Origin of the sequence: Donghicola mangrovi (assembly GCF_013377535.1) — a bacterium.
In the GTDB taxonomy this organism is placed as follows: Bacteria; Pseudomonadota; Alphaproteobacteria; order Rhodobacterales; family Rhodobacteraceae; genus Donghicola; species Donghicola mangrovi.
The window spans coordinates 384850-405192 of sequence record NZ_JABCJE010000003.1; the positions used below are offsets into that span (position 1 = coordinate 384850).

A 20343-nucleotide genomic window follows, 5' to 3' on the forward strand; every position below is an offset into this window, starting at 1 on the left:
GGCCTGTGATCAGCCGTCGAAATCGACTTCCTGAGTGATGCGCAGGGCGTCATCGCGCAGGTTCGCCAGTTCGCGCAGATCAAGGCTGTCGGGGGTAAAGGTGCCCCAGCTTGCCACCAGCTCCGACGGTTTCGATTCCGGCGAGATCGGGTATTCGCTGTTGGCCTCGGCGTAGATTTCCTGACCCTTGGGCGAGGCAAGGAATTCGATCAACTTCACCGCGTTGTCGTGGTTCGGCGCGCTTTTGGTCATTGCCACGCCCGAGATGTTGATGTGGGTGCCGCCGCCCTCGAACACAGGGAAGAGCATACGCACGCTGTTCGCCCATTCGATCTGCTCGGGATCTTCGAGCATCTGGCCCATGTAGTAGGTGTTGCCAAGGCTGATGTCGCACTGGCCGGCCCAGATGGCTTTGACCTGCGCGCGGTCGTTGCCCTCGGGTTTGCGTGCCAGATTGTCCTTCAGGCCCTGAAGCCAGGTCTTGGTGTATTCCTCGCCGTGGTGGGCGATCATGGCGGCGCTCAGAGCCAGCATGTATTCGTGGGTGCCCGAGCGGGTGCAGATGCGGCCCTTCCACTTGGGATCGGCCAGATCTTCGTAGGTGGTGATGTCGCTATCGGCCACACGGTCCTTTGACGCATAAACGACGCGGGCGCGGGTGGTCAGACCCCACCACTGGCCCTCGGGGTCGTGGTAAAGGGCAGGGACGTGTTCCTTGAGGTAGTCGGACATCAGGGGCTGGGTCAGGCCCGCATCCACCACCGCATCAAGGCGCGAGATGTCCACAGTGAACACCAGATCGGCGGGGGTGCGGTCGCCCTCGGCCTGCAGGCGTTCGACCAGACCCTGGCTGAGATAGGCCATGTTCACATCGATGCCGGTCTCTTCGGTAAAGGCGTCCAGCAGGGGTTGCAGCAATTCGGGCTGACGGTTCGAGTAGACGTTCACTTCTTCGGCAAAGGCGGGCACGGCGGCCAGAACGGCGGCACCAGTCAGCAGGGCGGTTTTTACGGTGGCGAACATAGAGATCCTCCTCGCACACGGAATTTGCTGCGGTTAAACCCGACTAAATAACTCGGGTCAATACCTGATAAGAATTGTCTATTATCCCTTCACAGCTTTTTCATCGGCCTTGGCGGCATCCCACAGGGCGTCCATTTCCTCTAGGGTGCTGTCCGCGGGCGTCTTGCCCATCGCCGCCAGTGCGGCTTCGATACTGCGGAAACGGCGGGTGAATTTGGCGTTGGTGTCGCGCAGGGCCTCTTCGGGTTCGACCCCCAAGTGGCGGGCCAGATTGGCCATGACGAACAGCAGATCGCCCATTTCCTCTTTGATTTCCGCTTGGGTCAAGGTTTCCTTGGCCTCGACCAGCTCGCGGCATTCTTCCTGGATTTTGTCGAGAACCATGGTGGTTTCCGGCCAGTCAAAGCCGACCCGCGCGGCGCGTTTCTGCAGTTTGACCGCGCGCAGCAGGGCGGGCAGGGCCAGCGCCACATCGTCCAGCACGCCGGTCTGTTTCTTGGCGGCGCGCTCGGCGGCCTTGACCACTTCCCAGTCCACGGTCTGCTGTTCGGCGGATTTGTCGCGGCTTTCGTCGCCAAACACATGGGGGTGGCGGCTGATCATTTTCTCGCTGATGGCGTTTACCACGTCCTCGTGGGTAAAGAGGCCCGCGTCCTCGGCCATTTGGGCGTGGAAATAGGACTGGAACAGCAGGTCCCCCAGTTCCGATTTCAGCTCGTCCCATGCCTCGCGCTCGATCGCGTCGCTGACCTCATAGGCCTCTTCGATCGTGTAAGGTGCAATGGTGGCAAAGCTTTGTTCTATGTCCCAGGGGCAACCATTTTGCGGATCGCGCAGGCGGCGCATGATTTCACGCAGACGTGCGGTGCCGGACAGGGTGTGGATGGGGTCTTGGGGCATTGCGTGTCCCTTCAGTTTCGGATTTGGTGCCAACGTGCCCCCCCACGCCAAAGGAGTCCAGTGATGGCCGTCATTAACCGTATCGCAGATTTCGCGCCCGAGATGACCGAATGGCGCCGCCATCTGCACCGGATGCCGGAACTGGGGTTCAACTGCCACAACACCGCCGCCTTTGTTGTTGAAAAACTGCAGGAATTCGGCGTCGACGAAATCCATCAGGGCATCGCGACCAGCGGCGTTGTCGCCATCATCAAGGGGCAGGGCCGCGGCCCCGTCATCGGCCTGCGCGCCGACATGGACGCGCTGCCTATCAAAGAGGCGACCGGCGCGGACTATGCCAGCGAAGTTGAGGGCGCCATGCACGCCTGCGGCCACGACGGGCACACCACAATGCTGCTGGGGGCCGCGAAATATCTGGCCGAGACGCGCAATTTTGCAGGTAAGGTCGCGCTGATCTTTCAACCCGCCGAGGAGGATGGCGGCGGCGCGGGCGTCATGGTGAAAGAAGGGATTATGGACCGGTTCAAGATCGAACGGGTCTTTGCCCTGCACAACGCGCCCAATGTGCCCGTGGGGCAGTTCGTGACCACGCCGGGCCCGATCATGGCCGCTGTCGACACGTTCACCATTAACGTGCAGGGCAAGGGCGGCCACGCCGCACAGCCCCACAACTGTGTTGACCCTGTGGTCGCGGCCTGCGGGATCGTGACCGCGATCCAGACGATCATCAGCCGCAACCACCATGCGCTGAATGATCTGGTGGTCTCGGTCACCCAGATCCACACAGGCAGCGCCGAAAACATCATCCCCGACAGCGCCTATATCAACGGCACCGTCCGCAGCTTTGACCCCGAGGATCAGGACATGGTCGAACGCCGCCTGAACGAAATCGTGCGCGGTCAGGCGATTGCCTATGGGGTCGAGGCCGATCTGGTCTATTTCCGCGACTACCCGCCCACGGTGAATGACGCCGCGCAAACGGCCTTTGCCGCAGGTGTGGCCCGTCAGGTGGTCGGTGACGCCAATGTGGACGACACGATCGACCGCGAAATGGGGGCCGAGGATTTCGCCTATATGCTTCAGGCGCGGCCTGGGTCCTATCTGTTCTTGGGGCAGGGGGACGGGCCCGTGTGCCACCACCCCGCCTTTGATTTCAACGACGAGATCGCGCCCATCGGGGCCAGCTATTTCGCTCGTCTGGTCGAAACCGGCCAACCCCGCAAGTAACCTTAACAGGAGTGATCCATGGCGCTCGAAGACGCAAAGAAACAGGTTGATACCGCGTTCACCGAAAGCAATCCGCGCGGGTTGCGATATGAGAACGCTTTCGGCGGGGCGACGTCTTTCTTGCGACGTAAATATACCAAGGATCTGACCGGCGTGGACGTGGCCATCACCGGCGTACCCTTTGACCAGGCGGTGACGAACCGCACGGGCACCCGCCTTGGCCCCCGCGCAATCCGCGAGGCCAGCACCCTGCAGCCGTATGATCCGCCCTATGGCTGGGGCTTTGATCCGCTGTCGGAATTCGCGGTGGTGGACTATGGCGATCTGGCCTTTGACTATGCGCACACCCCCAGCTTTCCGGCCAAGCTGACCGCTCATATCAAGGGCATTCTGGACGCGGGCGCGGCCAGCATCACGTTGGGTGGTGACCATTACATCAGCTTCCCCATTCTGCGCGCTTATGCCGAGAAATACGGGCCGCTGTCCTTGCTGCATTTCGATGCGCATTCGGACACTTGGGCCGATGACGACTTTGACCGGATCGACCACGGCACCATGTTCTACAAGGCGGTCAAAGAGGGCCTGATCGACCCAAAGCGCAGCGTTCAGGTCGGCATTCGCACGGTGAACGACGATAACCTTGGCGTGCCCACCATCGACGCCCGAGAGGTCCATGAAACCGGCCCCGTCGCCGTCGCGAAAAAGATCAAAGACATCCTTGGTGACAACCAGACCTACCTGACCTTTGACATCGACTGTCTGGACCCCGCCTTTGCGCCGGGTACGGGCACCCCTGTCTGGGGAGGTCTGACCAGCGGGCAGGCGTCCATCATCCTGCGCGACATCGCGGGGATCAATCTGGTGGGCGGTGACGTGGTCGAAGTGTCCCCGCCGTTCGATACCACCGGCGCGACCGCGATTGCCGGGGCCCATGTGGCGATGGAAATTCTGGCCCTGTGGTGTTGGACACGCCGCAAGACTGCCTAAGTCATTCACCAAAGGAGCCAGCCCATGAAGATCGCAGTTCTCGTCCTTGCTATGGTCGCCCTCGCAACCGGCGCGTTGATGGCGTGGGTGCGGCTGGCCCCCAGTGATCCGGCCCGTTGGCACGGCACGCTGACCTTTACCAAGGACGAAGACAGGGAAGGGGGCGTCATCCGCATCCTTCCCGCCGCCGATCCGCAAGCCCTGATGCAGGCGCTGGACCAGATCGCCCTGAGCACCCCGCGGACCGTTAGACTGGCGGGCTCGGTGGCCGAGGGCAGCATCACTTATGTGACCCGCTCGCTCTTCTGGGGCTTTCCCGATTACACCACGGTCACGGCGGCAGAGGGCAGAGTGATCGTGTTCGGCCGCCTGCGCTTTGGCCAGTCCGATTTCGGCGTGAACAAGGCCCGCGTGGACGGCTGGATTTCACAACTGCCCGCCAACGCCTCTTGACGATTGCGCGGCCTTGGGAAACTTAGGCGGCATGGTACCTTATGAAAAACTCCACCAGATCGTACAGCGGTACGAATTCCTCGAGGCCAAGCTGTCGGGCGGCGATTTCAGTGACGAGATCGCCCAACTGTCCCGCGAATACGCGACGCTGAAGCCGGTCGTCGCCGAAATCCGCGACTACAAGACCCTGCTGGACGATATGGCCGAGGCCGAAGCCATGCTGGCCGACCCCGACATGCGCGAACTGGCCGAAGAAGAGCTGCCCGAGCTGAAATCGCGCCTGCCCGAGATGGAGCACCGGATGCGTCTGGCGCTGCTGCCGCGCGATGCTGCCGACGACCGGCCCGCAATCATCGAAATCCGCCCCGGTACCGGCGGAGACGAAGCGGGCCTGTTCGCCGGTGATCTGTTGCGCATGTACCAGCGCTATTCCGAAGGCCGCGGGTGGAAGTTCGACATTCTGGAAATGGCCCAGACCGAGCTTGGCGGCATCAAAGAGGTCGTCGCCAGCGTCAAGGGCGAGGGCGTCTTTGCCCGCCTGAAGTTCGAATCCGGTGTGCACCGCGTCCAGCGGGTGCCCGAAACCGAGAGCGGCGGGCGCATCCACACCTCGGCCGCGACCGTGGCCGTGCTGCCCGAGGCCGAGGACGTGGATATCGAGATCAACGCCAACGACATCCGGATCGACACCATGCGGTCCTCGGGGGCGGGCGGTCAGCACGTGAACACCACGGACTCGGCGGTGCGGATCACGCACTTGCCCACGGGAATCGTGGTGACCAGCTCCGAAAAATCCCAGCACCAGAACCGCGCCATCGCGATGCAGGTTCTGAAGACGCGCCTCTTTGACATGGAGCGTCAGCGCGCCGATGCCGAACGCGCCGCCAGCCGTAAGTCGCAGGTGGGCAGCGGGGATCGCAGCGAACGCATCCGCACCTATAACTTCCCGCAGGGGCGGATGACGGACCACCGGATCAACCTGACCCTTTATAAGCTGGACCAGATTATGCAGGGCGATCTGGACGACGTGATCGACGCGCTGATCGCCGACCATCAGGCGACCCTGCTGTCCGAGCTGGACGGATGACCCTGCAACAGGCTTTGACCGCTGCGATCCAGCGTCTGCGGGATGCGGGCGTGCCTGATCCAGCGGTCGATGCGCGGCGCCTGCTGGCCCATTCGGTGGGCGTGGACGCGGGCCGACTGATCCTGATGATGCACGACGCCCTGCCTGATGGCACGGCCGAGGCGTTCGACACCCTGATCACCCGCCGCTGTGCCCGCGAACCCGTCAGCCACCTGACCGGAGGGCGCGATTTCTATGGCCGCCGGTTCACCGTGACCCGCGACACACTCGACCCGCGCCCCGAGACCGAGACGCTGGTTGGTCTGGCGTTAGAGGCTCCGTTCGCCCGTCTGCTGGATCTGGGCACTGGAACGGGCTGTATCGCCCTGACCTTGCTGGCGGAAATGCCGGATGCGCAGGGGGTGGCCGCTGACCTGTCGCCCGCCGCATTGGCCGTGGCGCAGGGGAACGCGCAGGCGCTGGAGGTGGCGGAGAGGTGTTCCTTCATCCAGTCCGACTGGTTCTCTGCCGTTAACGGTGAATTTGATCTGATCGTGTCGAACCCCCCTTATATCGACGCCGCCGAAATGCCCGATCTGTCACCAGAGGTGCGCCTTCACGAGCCCCATCTGGCCCTGACCCCGGGCGTGGAGGGCACCGCCCCCTATGTGACCATCGCCGCCGGCGCGATAACCCACCTGACCCCGAATGGCCGCCTGCTGGTCGAGATCGGCTACCGCCAAGGGCCCGCCGTCGCACGCATCTTTGCCGATTCCGGTCTGTCCCAAGTTTCTATTCACAAGGATATGAACGGGCACGATCGGGTTGTCTCGGCAATAAAACCGTCAATTTAGGCGAATTTTTGCAGGATTTGGACCCTCGGCCTGCGCTTTGGCCTTGCAAGCAGGGGGGCAACATGATTACTCAGGAAAGGTCGCAGGCTGGTGCGGTGCCAACCGCCCCCGTGACATTAAGCCAAAAATAATCCTGCTCATGGTGATGACCCTCGGGTCAAACACTCGGAGCACAAGGCCACTAAAGGCTGGACAGCAAAACCTATGAGATCTTCCAAATCACGGTCGCGGTCCAAATCGAACCGCAACAACCGCTCGATGGGCAACATTGTTAACCGGGTGTTCGATAGTTCGGGACCCGAGGGCAAAGTGCGCGGCACGCCTCAGCAGATCATTGAAAAATACAATCAGCTGGCTCGCGATGCGCAACTGTCGAACGACCGTGTGGCTGCTGAGAACTTCCAGCAGCACGCAGAACATTACCTGCGGATGCTTAGCGAAGCCCAGCGCGAGATTGACGCGCGTCGCGAGCAGCAGGAACGCGAAATGCGCGAACGTCAGGCCGAGAAGGACCGCGAACGCGCAGAGCGTCAGGAACGCCGTGATCGTGACAGCGATCAGGCGGGGGACACCGATGCGGATCAGTCCGATGATCTGGTGACCAAGGTCGATCAGGACGAAGCGTCCGACGACATGGACAACAGCGCCTCGGAAGTTGTGTCGTTCGATGACGACAACGACGACGACAACGGTTTGGTCGAAACGCCGGAAAGCAGCGCGGCGAACGCTCAGCCCGAGCCTGTGGCCGAAGTTGCCGAAGCGCCCGCGCGCAAGCCCCGTGCGCCCCGCGCCCCCAAGAAGCCCGCAGATCAGGCCGAAGGTGGCGAGGACAAGCCCAAGACCAAGCGCGCGCCCCGCAAGCCCCGCGCACCCAAAAAGGCAGAGGGTGGCGATGCCCCCGCAGCCAGCGCGGACAAAGCTGCCGCCGAATAAGTCAGGCCTTTGATGGCCAAAGAAAAAGCCCCCGGATTTCGGGGGCTTTTTGCGTTTCAGGATTTCTTGATTTCGCGGGACAGGGCGCAGAACTGTTCCAGACTGACTTGCTCGGCGCGCTCGGTGGGCTGGATGCCCGCGGCCAATAGCCGGTCCTCGATATCCGCGGCCACGCCCTTGAGGCTGGCGCGCAGCATCTTGCGGCGCTGGTTGAACGCAGCGGCCACAACGCGGCTCAGGGTGGCGGCGTCCGCAGGATAGCGCGGCTCGGGCAGGGCGGTCAGGTGCACCACGGCCGAGGATACCTTGGGTGGCGGGCTAAAGGCCTCGGGAGGTAGGTTGATAACGATGCGCGCGTCGGCCCGCCACTGGGCCAGAATGGCCAGACGGCCATAGGCCTTGCTGCCGGGGGCGGCGACGATGCGTTCGGCGACCTCTTTCTGGAACATCAGCGTCAGGCTGGTCCAGAAGGGCGGCCATTCCTGCGGGGTCAGCCAGCGCACCAGCAGCTCTGTGCCCACGTTGTAGGGCAGGTTCGCGGCGATGCGGATCGGGGGCGTCAGATGTTCTAGGGGGTTTACCTCTAGGGCGTCACCCTCGATCACTTGCAGGCGGCCGTCATAGGCGGCGGCGACCTCGGCCAATGCAGGGATACAGCGGCTGTCTTTTTCGATGGCCAGCACGCGGCGCGCGCCCTCGGCCAGAAGGCCGCGGGTCAGGCCACCGGGACCGGGGCCGATCTCCAGCACGTCACAGCCGGACAAATCCCCCGCCTGACGGGCGATCTTGGCGGTCAGGTTCAGGTCCAGAAGAAAGTTCTGGCCCAAGGACTTGCGCGCGCTCAGGCCGTGGGTGGCGATCACCTCGCGCAGAGGGGGCAGGTTGTCGATGGCGCTCATGTCTTGGCTCCTGCACGGGCGATGGCCATGTCGCGGGCCATTTCCAGTGCGGCAATCGTGCTGGCGGGGTTGGCGATGCCCTTGCCCGCGATGTCAAAGGCGGTGCCGTGATCCGGCGAGGTGCGGATGAACGGCAGGCCGAGGGTCACGTTGACGCCGGAATCAAAGGCCAGCGTCTTGATCGGGATCAGGGCCTGATCGTGGTACATGCAGACCGCCGCGTCGTAGCGGGCGCGGGCGGCGGGGTGGAACATGGTGTCAGCGGACATGGGGCCCGCAATGGCCAGCCCTTCGGCTCGCAGCTTGTCCATCAGGGGGATGATCATGTCCAGCTCCTGACGGCCCATGGCGCCGTTTTCACCAGCGTGAGGGTTCAGACCGGCCACGGCGATGCGGGGGCTTTCGACCCCGAAATCCTGTATCAGGGCGCGGTGCGTGATCCAGATGGTTTCTTCCAGCAGCTCGGGCGTCAGCTCTGCCGCGACCTGATCCAAGGCGATGTGGATGGTGGTGGGCACAACGCGCAGCTCGGGGCTGGCCAGCATCATCACCACGCGGTCCACGCCGCCCAACGCCGCCAGATATTCCGTATGACCGGGATAGGCGAAACCCGCCCCGCTTTGCAGGACGTGCTTGTTGATGGGCAAGGTGCAGACTGCGCTGGCCTGACCTTCTTGGACCAGTTTGACGGCGCGGGCGATCACCTCGACCACACCGGGGGCGTTGGCCGCATCCGGCTGGCCCCAAGTGTTGTCGGCGGGGAAGTCGTGGCGCAGCACGGGCAGGCCGCTGGCACAGGCGTGCAGGGCGTCTGCGGGCGCGTGGATTTCCACCACGGGCGTGCCAGCGGGCAGGTGCCGCGGATCACCGATGTAGAAGAAGGGCAAACGCGCGCCCAAGGTCTCCCAGGCGCGCGCAGCGATTTCGGGGCCAACACCTGCGGGTTCACCGCAGGTCAGGGCAATCGGAGGCAGTGTCATGGACGGGTGATCCGTGCGTCTGCGCGCAGCTGACCCAGATAGCTGTCCGCCGAGCCGGCCAGACGCTGGTTGCGCAGGTTGTTGGCGACATCTTCGCGGCTGGCTTCCTGATTGATCACGGCGGTGCGGCCGCACATCATCAGAAGAACCAGGGTCTGACCGCCATTGCGGGTCAGCGCGGTGCTGGTTTCACCGGCGTCCAGCTTGGACAGCTCGATGGCGATGTCGTTCGGGATCTCGGCGGGGGGCAGGCTGACGCGCTCTAGTCGGGCGGGGTCCTGACCCTTGTTCACGCCGTAAAGGTCGTTGCAGGTGTCGGTGATGCCGGTGACGCGCGCCGCTTCGGCCAAGGCCGCCGGGGTCTGGCCGCCGGGGATCAGATACTGCGCGTATTCGATGGCCGCGTATTCGGGCGCGGGGGCTTCGGTTTCCTCGAGGCCGCGCAGCTGGAATAGGGCGATCCCGTTCGGGATTTCAATGGGTTGCGTCACTTCATTGATGCCGATGGACAGCACCAGAGGGCGCAGGATCGGCGGCAGCTGGGTAATCGGCATCCACGGCATCCGGCCGCCCGCATTGCGCGAAGCGGTCGCCGAATACTGACGCGCAAAGGACGAGAATTCGGCGGGCGAATTCGTTTTGGTCACGCGGCTGGCGATCCGGGTGGCTTGCTCGACCTCGCCGGGGACTTCGGGGCGGGCGGGCAGGATGATCTCGCCCAACAGAACGCGCAGGCCACCGCCGTTGCCGGTCAGTGCCATCGCGCGGTCGATTTCCTCTTCGGTCACGGTCGCTTGGGAGGCGTATTTCTGACGGACCACCTGACGCCATGCCAGACCGGGCAGAACGAAGGCCTCGATCGTGGTGCGGTCCACACCCGCCGATGTCAGGCTGGCCACGAATTCATCGGGAGACAGGCTGCCACGACCGGCCAGTTCGGCGATCCCGCCCTGAATGTCGTCGGGCGATACGGTGATGCCCATCTGCTCGGCCGCCTGAATTTTCAGGGCGTCGTCGATCAGCTGTTCTTCGGCCAGTTTGGGGATGTTGCCGGGCGTGCCAAAGGTGCGCAGCAACAGCACACGCTGGTTCAGCTCGTAACCGGTGATGGCGTCTTCGTTTACCCGCACAACAGGTGAAAACAATCCCTGCGCAGGCACAACGGCCGGCATCAGCGAAAGAAGGGTCGCGGATAAAAACAGAAGTTTGCGCATGGTCCCTCTCTTGGGTCAGTCAGGGTCAGGTCTTACAGGTCTGTCGCACGGCACCAGAGCTGCGTCCAGCGCTGAAACCACTCAGCGAAACGGTCAGCCCCACAGTCGTGGACGGATTAAGGTTATCGGATGAGGTAAAGCGGCGCGAGGCGGAAAGGTCCACCTTGACGCATTCGTTTTCGTAACGCAGGCCAAGGCCTGCCTTGGACGTGTAATCGTCCACCAGATCATAGCGCCATTCCACCGCGCCGGTCCAGAAATCGGCGAACTGGTAATTCGCGCCAAGGGTCCATTCCGACACTTCTCTGTCGCGGTCTTCTTGGGCGTCTTTGTCCAGCCACAGATAGGTGGCGTCCAGCGTGCCGCGGTTGAATTCCCAGCCCAACTGGGCCTCGACCTTGGCCAGACGTAGGTGGTCGTCCAGCAGGCTGCGGGCGGTCAGCATGGGGCCTTCGACCTGACCGATCTGGGTTTCGAACAGCCAATCGGATTCCAGCCCCGCAAGGCCAGAGCTGCCCGAGAAGCGGTTGTCCTTTTCGGCGCGGATCACGCGGCCAAGGGACAGGTGCGAATAGCTGCCATCAGCGCCCCAACGTGTCCAGCCAAGGCCGATATTGGCGCGCAGGCCATCCTCGGTCTGGTCGGGGGCAGGGAAGCGGCTGAGTGAGAAGAGGTTGCCGCTGTCGAACTCGACATCGGTGCTTTCGTCGTTGGGGATGTTGGTGGTGTCATCCTTGGACCACGCCAGCTGGATCACGGGTTCCAACAGATGGGTGCCGCCTTGGGCGCCGACAGCCTCGAGCGGCCAGCGCAGGGTCGCGGACGCATAGGGGATGGTATAGTCGGTACGCTCGCGCAGTGTGCTGTCGTCGTCCAGATCGAAGTAGCCGGTGGTCGCGCCCCCCAGAAGCTGGAAGTCAAAACCGTTACCCACAATCCAGCTGCGACGCCAATCAAAAGAGCTGGCAACGCGCTGAACATCGCGGCCCACGATATCGGTGCGGCTGTCACGGACGTGTTCGTGCATCAGCAGGCCCAGTCGGGCCTCGCCGCCGATGGCCTGCGGGGTCATGCGCAGCTCGTACCGGGCTTCGCCCACGCGGCTGGCCTGAGTGTCGTTTTCCTCAGAGCTGCGCAGGGTTTCAAAGAACGTCCCCCCCAGCCCGAACGAGCTGGTGCGCGTGTCGCGGGTCAGCAGCAGGGCGCTGTCCAGACGGTCCTTGGACGAATAGTCGTAGTCCTGCAGATAGGTCGAATCCGAGGTCGTCTCGATGTCGAATTGCAGGCGGAATTTCTTGGGCAGCTGGAATTTACCGTCGGCAAACACATAGCTGCGACCCACGTCCTGACGCAGGGTGTCCTGCGATCCGGCGGCGTTGATCTCGATATCACCGTTGTAGAAGGCCTGACGGTAGCGCAGTTCCACTGTCTTGGTTTCGGCGGACAGCAGGGGGCTGACCGTAAGGTCCGCGTGGTCGCCAATCGGCAGGAAGTAGGGCGTGCGGATACCTGTGCCCAAGGTCGAGCTGCTGACGATCTCGGGGATCAGGAAGCCGCGGGCGCGTTTGACGGTCGGGTCGGGCAGGCGCATCTTGGGCAGGTAGAACACCGGCACATCCAGAACGCGCAGCTGTGCGCCCTCGAAATAGATGTTGCGGGTTTCCTGATCGTGGATCACGCGGCGGGCACGGATCTGCCAAAGGGGCGGCTTGCCATCGTCGCACACATGGCACGAGGTCACGGCAACCTTGGACAGCTGCTGATAGCGGGCGCCGGTGCGCTGCATTTCCACGGCGGCCATCTGCAACTGATCCTCGAGGATCAGGCGGGCTCCGCGCAGGATGCCTTCGCGCATGTCATCGCTCAGCTCGGCGCTGTCGGCCAGAACCACGGTGTTGCTGCCATCTTCCAGACGGATGCTGCCCTCGATCGTCAGGGTGTCGCTGGTCTGGTCATAGGTGATCTTCTCGGCGATCAGACGACGCTCGCCCTGACGGGCCTCTACGTGGCCCGAGGCAACCAGCAGGTCCTCTCCGTCCAGAAAGACCTGATCGGCGATCAGATAGACAGGCGCGTCCTCTGTCTGGGTGGCCTGTGCTAGCGCCGACGTCGAGGCGAACAGGGCTCCGATCAGAGCGGCTTTCCCGAACCAAGTTTTACGCATTATCCGTCCTCGAGGTGCAGAATGAGACCAAGCGGCAGAAGAATTGCCGCCACAGGGGGCGCCCATGCTGCAAGTTGTAATGGCAGTTGCCCGTTTTCGCCAAGGATCTGCGCGAAGTTGCGCATGAAGTACAGGGCAAACGCCAGCAAAACCGCAGAAAGTACCATGATGCCCGTCCGGCCAAAGCGGGTGTGGCGCATGGTGAACGCCGCCCCAACCAGCACCATCGCGGCCAGAAACAGCGGGCGCGACAGCTCCATCTGTAGCCAGATCGCGTGGCGACGCCCCGAGAAACCGGCTGTTTCCAGATCGGCGATATAGGCGGGCAATTGCCAGATCGGCACGATTAGCGGGTCACCGAAGGTGTCCACGATGCCCTGACGGGTCAGAGTGGTGGGGATGGCCAGCGCGTCATGGTGGGCGGCGTTGGCCTCGGGGTTGAGGTTGCTGGACAGGTCCCACGATTTGGCATCTGTCAGGTTCCACGCACCATCGTCCAGCGTGGCGGTGCCAGCTTCGATCCGGCGCAGGGGCGTGCCGTCGGGACCAAAGCTGATGAAGGTCACATCGGTCAGGGCGCTGCCATCGGAATTGGCGGTCAGTGCGCGGATCACGGTTTGGCCCAGATCGCTGCCCTGTCGCAGCCACAGCCCCTCTTTGCTGATCGAAAAGACGCTGATCCCGCCCTCTTTGTAGCTGGTTTTCAGCGCCTCGTAGCGCTTGGTGGTGGTGGCGACGATGGGGTTCACCACGGCCACCATCAGCACCCCCAGCAGAAGGGCGGTCAGAAACGGGGACACCAGCGCGCGCAGGGCCGACCGCCCCGAAGCACGGGTGACCACCATCTCGGAGCTGCGGGCCAGACCCAGATACAGAATCAAGGTCGCCAGAATCATGATCAGCGGGGTGATCTGGTAGATGCTGTTCGGCACCTTCAGCGCGGTCAGTTCCAGTGCCCCCAGAAAGGTGATCGTGTCGGGGCCGAAACGCCCGATCTCCTCGACCAGATTGAGCAGGAAGGTCAGCGCCAGAAGCACCCCGAATGTGCCAAAGAACGCCCTCAGGAACCGGCGGGCAAAGTAGAAATGCAGGATCATACGCCAGCCTCCGGTTTGGGGGCGCGGCGGAAATAGCCCGATGCAAAGGACAGGAGCACGCCGATCATCGCCAGCCCCGCGACCGAGGGCAGGTAGGTCAGCCACCACAGGGCCGCATTCGCGCGGGCGGGATCTTTGACGGCGCTCTGGATGATCATCAGCACGATGATCAGGACGATGGACAGCAGCACATAAGTGCCCGACCCGAAACGGGAAAACCCGCCCGCAATCAGCGCAGAAAAGCCCAAGAGCGCGGTCACCAGACACAGGATCGGATCATTGATCCGCTTGTGCGCAGCCTCAAGGATTTCGCCTTCGGAGTCGCGGGCCAGTTCGGCCATCTCGGCAGTGCGGGTCAGCATGTCCCATGTGGACAGGAAATCGCGGCTGGGATCGATCTTGGCATCGTCGGTCAGGAAGCCGCTGACGTCATAGACGAAATCCTGAAAATAGGTGACCGACAGGCGGTTCGTGGCACGGTCCAGCGCTTGGGTCATGCCATCGACCATCACCATGCGCGGGCCGTTTTCTGATCGGGTCAGATAGGCTTGCTTGGCGGTGTAGGTCATGCGCCGTTCGCTATCGCGGTTGTCGGACAGGAACATATCCTCGAGCGTGCCGTTCTCCGCGATGTTGCGGATATAGAACGTGACCCCGCGGGTGGGGTGCAGGAACACGCCGTCCTTCAGCAGTTTGGCGGTCATGTTCTGGGAAATCTCTTTTTCTCGAAGCTTCAGCTGCTGGCTGGAGGTGGGGATCAGCGCGTTCGTCAGAATCGCCCCCAGAAGGGCCACCACGATGCCAAAGATCGCCACGGGCCGCGCCATCCGCCACGGGCTGAAGCCGGTGGCCTGCATAACGACCAGCTCGCTCTCGTTGGACATGCGGTTCGTAAGCTGGACGGCGGCGGCAAAGCTGGCCAGGGGCAGCACCAAGCCGATCACCGCAGGCAGCGACAGCATCGAGAATTCCAGAAACACGGCCACGGATTGCCCGTCCCCGATTAGCGTATCGAACAGGATCACCGCGCGGTTGATCCAGTAGATGCTGACCAGAACAAGGGCAAAGAATCCAAACAGCACCATAAGCTGCGACAGCATATAGCGATCGGTGCGTCCCACTCTTTCCCCCGTTCGAATAATGTGCGGACCCTAGCGGAAAGCCCGACGGGTGCAAACTGGTATCTGGCAAAACCCGGCTGTGCGGGCTAGGTCTGGGATAAACAAGGAGGAACCCGATGACGCAACCCGTTGCCGTAGAATTTATCGCCGCCGATGCAGATCTGCTGGATGCCGCCGAGGGGCGGATTGCCGTCTTTGTGGGCCCCGATGGCCAGCTGGACATGCTGGCCAAGCGGGTGAACCGCAACACCAAGGGTGCCGTTCAAAAAGCCGTCAGCGACGAGAAATGGGCCAAGCGCAAGGCAGGCGAGGTCGTGACCCTGTCCTATCCCGCCGGCAACGCCAAGGCCGTGGACATCGTCGTGCTGGACAAGAAGGCTGGCGCTGATGACAGCCGCAAGGCCGGCGCCGCGCTGGCCCGCGCCCGTGGCACCGATCCCGTCATTCTGGCAGCCGCCCGCCTGAAGCACGCCGAAGAGGTCGCGCTGGGGGCCGTTCTGCGCACTTACACGTTCACCGATCACAAGACCGGCGATCAGGGCCCCGTTCCTGCGGGCCTTCAGGTCATGGTGTCTGACGTGGACGCGGCAACCGCCGCCTACGCCCCCAAGGCCGCTCTGGCCGAGGGCGTGTTCCTGACCCGCGATCTGGTGTCCGAGCCTGCAAACGTTTTGACCACCACCGAATTTGCCAACCGCGCCGCCGCGCTGGCCGATCTGGGGGTCGAGATCGAGATCCTCGAAGAGGACAAGCTGGCTGAACTGGGCCTGCGCGCGATGCTGTGTGTGGGGCAGGGCTCTGTCAGCCCCTCGAAGCTGGTCGTTATGCAGTGGAAGGGCGGCAAAGAGGGCGACGCGCCGCTGGCTCTGGTCGGCAAGGGCGTGGTGTTTGATACCGGCGGCATCAGCCTCAAGCCCGCCGCTGGCATGGAAGACATGACCATGGACATGGGCGGCGCTGGCGTTGTGACCGGCGTGATGAAGACGCTGGCCCTGCGCAAGGCCAAGGCCAACGTGGTCGGCATCATCGGTCTGGTCGAGAACATGCCCAGCGGCAACGCCACCCGCCCCGGTGACATCGTCCGCACCATGAAGGGTGACACCGTAGAGATTATCAACACCGACGCCGAAGGCCGCCTCGTGCTATGTGACGCCCTGTGGTACACCCAAGAGCGTTTCAACCCCGCAGGCGTGATCGATCTGGCGACCCTGACCGGCGCGATCATCATCGGTCTGGGCCACGAACATGCGGGCGTTTTCAGCAACAACGACGTGTTCTGCGATGCCTTCCTGACCGCCGCCCGCGCCGAAAACGAAGGCGCATGGCGGATGCCCTTGGCACCGGCCTATGACAAACAGCTCGCTAGCCCGATTGCTGACATGAAGAACGTGGGTGGTCGCCCTGCAGGCTCTATCACGGCGGCGCAGTACCTTCTGCGGTTCGTCAAGGAAGAGACCCCGTGGATCCACTTGGACATCGCCGGGGTCGCCAGCCGTGCCGAGCACATCCTCCACCCCAAAGGCGCCAGCGGCTGGGGCGTGATGGCGCTGGACCGTCTGGTGCGCGACCAGTACGAGGGCTGATCCGGTGGGGGCGGCCTTCTTCTATCACCTGACGCGATCCTCGCTGGACGAGGCGCTGTCCCTGCTGATCGACCGGTCACTGGGGAACGGGTGGCGTGTCGCGGTGCGCGGCACGCAAGTGGGCCGTCTGGAATGGCTGGACCAGAAACTTTGGATGGGGCCGGAGGATCACTTCCTGCCCCACGGACTGGCGGGCGGGGCGCATGATGCGCTCCAGCCCGTTTTGCTGACCGCAGGTGCGGACATCCCGAACGGGGCCGCCTGCCTGATGGCCATCGACGGAGCCGATGTGGCCCCGACCGAGGTGAATGCGCTTGACCGCGTGTGCATCGTCTTCGACGGCTATGACCACGACCAGTTGACCCGTGCGCGGGGGCAGTGGAAATCCCTGACCGATGCGGGGTGCTCGGCGCAATACTGGTCCGAAGAATCCGGCCGGTGGGAGAAAAAGGCGGAAAAGTAACGCCTTAGCGGGTCAGGATCAGCGTATCGTTCTTGATCTCGATGGACGAGAACCGCGACAGATACTGCATTCCCAGCAGCGACACATCCAGACCGCCGCCATTCACCGAGGCGGGGACATTCTGATCTGTGAACTCTTTCAGCGCCAAAGTCTGGAGAGTTACCCGCGCCGTCCGAACCTCGCCATTCGCGGTACGGGCGATTCCGTTGTAGGGCAATGTGTCCACGGGAAGCCCTGCGCGTTTGGCATCTTTCTTTTTCAAGACGATCGCCGTCGCGCCTGTGTCCACGACGAACCTTGTGGGGGTGCCGTTGACCTCGAGCGTCAAGTAGAAGTGCCCGTCCGGAGAGCGGCCCACCGTGACGGTCTGCGCCTCGGCTGAATACTGCGCGGTTGGGGCTTCGCGCTCCTCCATGATCTGTACGCCTGCGACGATGATGCAGAACAGGACGATCCAGATCACGACACTTTTCAGGGTTTGCACGGGGTTGCGCATCATCCGCAACAACCCAAAGCCCAGTAAACCGCAGAGGAGAACGACCAGATACGCCATATTGGCGTAATCGTCAGAAATCAGATCGGTGAACATCGGAACCTTTCACAAACACGAGGCGGTGTAGATGTAAGAAACCGATCGCGGTTTGTCACCCCGCGAAGCCAAAGCCCCGCAGCCCGTCCAGTACAAACTGCACCGACAGCGCCGCCAGCAGCATCCCCAAGAGACGGGTCACCACGTTGATGCCCACGCGGCCCAAGGCGCGCTCGATCATCCCGCCGGTAAAGAACAGCGCCAGCATGATCGACAGCACCGCCAGCATCACCGCAAGCACGGACAGATAGCCCAGAACGCCTTCGGTCTGGCCGGTTAGCAGGATCATGGTGGCAATCGCACCGGGACCGGCGATCAGGGGGATGGCGATGGGAAACACCGAGGGGTCATGCTCGTGGTCTTCTTCGGCCTCTTCGGCCTGATCCTCGCGCCGTTTGGTGCGGCGCTGGAACAGCATGTCGAGCGCAGTCAGGAACAGCAGGATGCCCCCCGCAATCCGGAACGCATGCATCGAGATGCCGATGAAGCCCAAGAGCGCCTCGCCAAAGATCGAGAACGCGAACAGGATGCAGGCCGCGATGGTGCAGGCGCGGATCCCGATGGCGCGGCGGCGGGCAGGGGACATGCCCTGCGTCATCGCCACGAACAGCGGGGTCAGGCCGATCGGGTCAATAATCACGAACAGTGTCGCGAACGCGGTGATCAGGAAATTGGTATCCATGTCGGGCTCCTGTCGGGTCTGCGGGACGGAACACCAGCCCCGCTGTGGCGCAAGGATTTCGGGCCTTAGGTGGTTTCGGCCTCTTCTAGCTTCATCAGGGCGTCTTCCCACAGGCCTTCGGCCCGAACGAGCGCTTCATCGACCTCGGCCATTTTCTTTTGCCACTGAACGGCTTCGTCCATGCGCGAGGGGTCATAGAGGTCGGGGTCAGCCAGTTTGACTTCGAGCTTGTCCTTCATTTCCAGCAGCTTCTCGACCCGTTCCTCGCATTTGCGTACGTCCGAACGGAGCGCCTGCATGGCGTCGCGGCCGGGGCGCTTGGGCTTGTCGTCGGCTTTGGCCTTGGCGGGGGCAGGGGTGTCGCTGGTCAGAAGAAGCTTGCGATAGGCTTCCAGATCGTCCTCGAACGGGGACACGCGCCCGTTTTTGACCAGCCACAGACGGTCCGCGACCATGCCCAAGAGGTGCATGTCGTGGCTGACCAGAACGACCGCGCCGGAATAGGCGGTCAGCGCCTCGACCAGGGCCTCGCGGCTCTCGATATCAAGGTGGTTGGTCGGTTCGTCGAGGATCAATAGGTGCGGCGCATCCAAGGTCGCCAGCAGCAGGGACAGACGGGCCTTCTGGCCGCCGGACAGCTTGCGGACCTCGGTCTCGGCCTGATCGGCCCCAAGGCCAAAGCCCGCCAGTTTTGCGCGCAGTTTGGCCTGATGTTCCTCGGGGCGCAGGCGCTGGAGGTGCATGAGGGGCGTTTCATCGACGTACAGCTCATCCACCTGATGCTGGGCAAAGAACCCGATCCGCAGTTTGGATGATTTCGACAGCTTGCCCGCCATCGGCTCCAGCCGGCCGGCGATCAGTTTCGACAGGGTCGATTTACCTTCGCCGTTTTTGCCCAGCAGGGCGATGCGGTCGTCCTGATCGATGCGCAGGTTCAGGCGCTTGAGGATCGGGGTGTCGCCATAGCCGACCTCGACCCCTTCCATCGCGACGATGGGGGGCGACAGTTCCTCGGGCTCGGGGAAGGTGAAGACCCGCTTGGCCGCCTCTTCGGGGGCGCTGATGGGCTCCATCTTTTCGATCATTTTCAGGCGGGCTTGGGCCTGTTTTGCCTTGGTCGCTTTGGCGCGGAACCGGTCCACAAAGGATTGCAGATGCTCGCGGCGGGCGGACTGTTTCTTGGCCGCGGCGGCCAGAACGGCGCGCTGTTCGGCGCGGGTTTTGGCAAAGCGGTCGTAGCCCCCTTGGTACAGGGTCAGCTTGCGATCCTCGAGGTGCAGGATCTCGGTCACGGCGCGGTTCAAGAGGCCGCGATCGTGGCTGATGACGATGACCGTGTGGGGGTAGGTGGCGAGGTAATCCTCAAGCCACAGCGCCCCTTCGAGGTCGAGATAGTTGGTCGGTTCGTCGAGGAGCAGCAGGTCAGGCGCCGAAAACAGCACCGCCGCGAGCGCCACCCGCATCCGCCAACCGCCCGAGAAGGCCGAACAGGGACGCTGCTGCGCCTCGTAATCGAAGCCCAGACCCTTGAGGATGGTCGACGCGCGGCCCTCGGCGCTCCAGGCATCAATGTCGGCCAGACGGGTCTGGATTTCAGCGATGCGGTTGGGGTCGGTGGCCGTTTCGGCCTCTGCCATCAGTTCGGCGCGCTCGGTGTCGGCGGCCAGAACGGTGTTCAGCAGGCTGACCTCGTTGCCCGGAACTTCCTGTGCGACGCCGCCGATGCGGGCGCGCGAGGGCAGGCTGATGTCGCCGCTGTCCAGCGTCAACTCTCCGCGGATCAGGCGGAACAGCGTGGTTTTCCCTGTGCCGTTCGGGCCGACCAGACCCACTTTGTGGCCGTCGGGAATGGTGGCGCTGGCCCCTTCAAACAGGGGGCGGCCTTCGATCGAATAGAAGAGGTCAGAAATCTTGAGCATGTCCCGCGATTAGCAGAGCGCGGTGCCCTCGGAAAGCGGCCATTCGCGGGATTGGCGGGAAATCATGAAACCTGCGTGAAATTCACGGATAACCCACGTTAACGCCATCAAAGCCGTCTTCCCCCACGATCTTTTCCATGCTAGGGGGCGCGGGATCGCGGGTTTCGGCCCGCTAAGCTCTAACTCCAA

Annotated in this window: 19 protein-coding genes; 8 read left to right on the forward strand and 11 right to left on the reverse strand. The window is 63.1% G+C overall.

The genetic code is table 11. The features are described from left to right. Positions 1 to 9: 9 nt before the first annotated feature. Both HJ536_RS09800 and mazG read right to left on the reverse strand, forming a co-directional pair. A complete protein-coding gene (locus HJ536_RS09800) occupies positions 10 to 1023 on the reverse strand; it encodes a Fe(3+) ABC transporter substrate-binding protein (protein WP_177157563.1) in 1014 nt (337 codons plus the stop codon). Positions 1024 to 1104: 81 nt separating this feature from the next. Beyond that, entirely contained in the window at positions 1105 to 1923 is an 819-nt protein-coding gene (mazG, locus tag HJ536_RS09805) for a nucleoside triphosphate pyrophosphohydrolase (protein WP_176853302.1), read from the reverse strand. A 63-nt stretch (positions 1924 to 1986) separates the two neighbouring features. On the opposite strand from mazG, the gene HJ536_RS09810 reads away from it, so the two are divergent. The 6 genes from HJ536_RS09810 (at position 1987) to HJ536_RS09835 (ending at position 7443) form a co-directional block, all read left to right on the forward strand. Then, positions 1987 to 3150, forward strand: coding sequence for a M20 aminoacylase family protein (locus tag HJ536_RS09810; protein WP_177157564.1), 1164 nt, complete (start codon positions 1987 to 1989; stop codon positions 3148 to 3150). Positions 3151 to 3168: 18 nt separating this feature from the next. Beyond that, positions 3169 to 4137 carry an agmatinase gene (gene speB / locus HJ536_RS09815; protein ID WP_177157565.1) on the forward strand — a complete coding sequence of 323 codons (969 nt, stop codon included), beginning with the start codon at positions 3169 to 3171 and terminating at the stop codon, positions 4135 to 4137. A gap of 24 nt (positions 4138 to 4161) precedes the next feature. Then, a complete protein-coding gene (locus HJ536_RS09820) occupies positions 4162 to 4590 on the forward strand; it encodes a DUF1499 domain-containing protein (RefSeq protein WP_177157566.1) in 429 nt (142 codons plus the stop codon). A 31-nt stretch (positions 4591 to 4621) separates the two neighbouring features. Next, positions 4622 to 5677 (forward strand): peptide chain release factor 1, encoded by a 1056-nt coding sequence (prfA, locus tag HJ536_RS09825; protein WP_176853298.1) that lies wholly within the window; start codon positions 4622 to 4624, stop codon positions 5675 to 5677. Continuing rightward, positions 5674 to 6510 (forward strand): peptide chain release factor N(5)-glutamine methyltransferase, encoded by an 837-nt coding sequence (gene prmC, locus HJ536_RS09830; RefSeq protein WP_177157567.1) that lies wholly within the window; start codon positions 5674 to 5676, stop codon positions 6508 to 6510. Before prfA ends, prmC begins: the two co-directional genes overlap by 4 nt. Positions 6511 to 6714: 204 nt before the next feature. Then, positions 6715 to 7443: a DUF4167 domain-containing protein gene (locus HJ536_RS09835; protein ID WP_177157568.1), complete on the forward strand. Its 729-nt coding sequence runs from the start codon at positions 6715 to 6717 to the stop codon at positions 7441 to 7443. A 56-nt stretch (positions 7444 to 7499) separates the two neighbouring features. Here the strand turns inward: HJ536_RS09835 and rsmA are convergent, their stop codons facing one another. Genes rsmA through lptF form a run of 6 tightly spaced genes read right to left on the reverse strand, consistent with a single transcriptional unit; the run spans position 7500 to position 14918 of the window. Continuing rightward, entirely contained in the window at positions 7500 to 8342 is an 843-nt protein-coding gene (rsmA, locus tag HJ536_RS09840) for a 16S rRNA (adenine(1518)-N(6)/adenine(1519)-N(6))-dimethyltransferase RsmA (RefSeq protein ID WP_177157569.1), read from the reverse strand. Next, positions 8339 to 9322, reverse strand: coding sequence for a 4-hydroxythreonine-4-phosphate dehydrogenase PdxA (pdxA, locus tag HJ536_RS09845; RefSeq protein ID WP_177157570.1), 984 nt, complete (start codon positions 9320 to 9322; stop codon positions 8339 to 8341). Before pdxA ends, rsmA begins: the two co-directional genes overlap by 4 nt. After that, entirely contained in the window at positions 9319 to 10536 is a 1218-nt protein-coding gene (locus HJ536_RS09850) for a peptidylprolyl isomerase (RefSeq protein ID WP_177157571.1), read from the reverse strand. The genes pdxA and HJ536_RS09850 overlap by 4 nt, the downstream gene beginning before the upstream one ends. Positions 10537 to 10561: 25 nt before the next feature. Further along, a complete protein-coding gene (locus HJ536_RS09855; protein ID WP_228028685.1) occupies positions 10562 to 12700 on the reverse strand; it encodes an LPS-assembly protein LptD in 2139 nt (712 codons plus the stop codon). Next, a complete protein-coding gene (gene lptG / locus HJ536_RS09860) occupies positions 12700 to 13797 on the reverse strand; it encodes an LPS export ABC transporter permease LptG (protein WP_176853291.1) in 1098 nt (365 codons plus the stop codon). The genes HJ536_RS09855 and lptG overlap by 1 nt, the downstream gene beginning before the upstream one ends. Next, on the reverse strand, positions 13794 to 14918 hold the full coding sequence (gene lptF / locus HJ536_RS09865) for an LPS export ABC transporter permease LptF (RefSeq protein WP_338082427.1): 1125 nt from the start codon (positions 14916 to 14918) through the stop codon (positions 13794 to 13796). Before lptF ends, lptG begins: the two co-directional genes overlap by 4 nt. Before the next feature lie 116 nt (positions 14919 to 15034). Here lptF and HJ536_RS09870 point away from each other — a divergent pair, with 116 nt between their 5' ends. Together HJ536_RS09870 and HJ536_RS09875 are read left to right on the forward strand one after the other, a co-directional pair. Continuing rightward, positions 15035 to 16501 (forward strand): leucyl aminopeptidase, encoded by a 1467-nt coding sequence (locus tag HJ536_RS09870; protein WP_177157573.1) that lies wholly within the window; start codon positions 15035 to 15037, stop codon positions 16499 to 16501. A gap of 4 nt (positions 16502 to 16505) precedes the next feature. Beyond that, positions 16506 to 16964, forward strand: a complete 459-nt coding sequence (locus HJ536_RS09875; RefSeq protein WP_177157574.1) for a DNA polymerase III subunit chi — start codon at positions 16506 to 16508, stop codon at positions 16962 to 16964. Positions 16965 to 16968: 4 nt separating this feature from the next. On the opposite strand, the gene HJ536_RS09880 is transcribed toward HJ536_RS09875, so the two are convergent. From HJ536_RS09880 to HJ536_RS09890, 3 genes are all read right to left on the reverse strand, one after another. After that, entirely contained in the window at positions 16969 to 17553 is a 585-nt protein-coding gene (locus tag HJ536_RS09880; protein ID WP_177157575.1) for a retropepsin-like aspartic protease family protein, read from the reverse strand. A 55-nt stretch (positions 17554 to 17608) separates the two neighbouring features. After that, the gene (locus tag HJ536_RS09885) at positions 17609 to 18235 is read right to left on the reverse strand and encodes a MarC family protein (protein WP_176853287.1); all 627 of its coding nucleotides are present in this window, start codon (positions 18233 to 18235) and stop codon (positions 17609 to 17611) included. A gap of 65 nt (positions 18236 to 18300) precedes the next feature. Continuing rightward, complete coding sequence (locus tag HJ536_RS09890) at positions 18301 to 20154, reverse strand: ABC-F family ATP-binding cassette domain-containing protein (RefSeq protein WP_177157576.1); 1854 nt, start codon at positions 20152 to 20154, stop codon at positions 18301 to 18303. Positions 20155 to 20343 lie beyond the last annotated feature (189 nt).